The sequence below is a fragment of the Xenorhabdus kozodoii genome (assembly GCF_002632875.1).
In the GTDB taxonomy this organism is placed as follows: Bacteria; Pseudomonadota; Gammaproteobacteria; order Enterobacterales; family Enterobacteriaceae; genus Xenorhabdus; species Xenorhabdus kozodoii.
On record NZ_NJCX01000113.1, the window covers coordinates 1 to 475 of the forward strand.

Here is a 475-nt window from a genome sequence, read left to right on the forward strand (position 1 = left end):
AACGGGAATTCGTACCCGTCCTGACAATATCACTGAACCGGGATTCTATAAGGTACACACCGATAAATATTTGGGCGGCGGGCTGGTGGATTCTAACGCAATCAAGGTGCTGGAAATCAAAGGTACGAAAGCGGGTTAATGATAAGGGGAAATTTCCCTTTATCTTCTTTGGAGTCTATCGAATGAAAAATGATTTTGAAATCCGCACCGCTTCATTATCAGCCAGTGATAAGAAACTAATCGGTTACGTGATTAAGTGGAACAGTCGATCACAAGTCTTATGGGATGAGTTTGTAGAACAGTTTGCCCCAAATGCGTTCAGTGCCAGCTTAACCACAGGCGCAGATATCAGGGCACTTTATGAACATGACCATATGAACCTGTTAGGCCGTACCACCTCCGGCACATTGCAGCTTAGCGAAGATGCCACCGGATTACGCTTTGAGTTAACCCCGCCTGATACCCAACTGGGGCG

The 475-nt window shown here is 46.3% G+C and carries 1 protein-coding gene and 1 pseudogene; both read left to right on the forward strand.

The window, feature by feature from the left end; all coding sequences use genetic code 11:
- Nucleotides 1–139: pseudogene (locus Xkoz_RS19365) on the forward strand (phage major capsid protein); the annotation flags it as partial.
- Between the two features lie 43 nt (nucleotides 140–182).
- A partial coding sequence (locus Xkoz_RS19370; RefSeq protein ID WP_208615312.1) for an HK97 family phage prohead protease occupies nucleotides 183–475 on the forward strand: 293 nt, incomplete at its 3' end.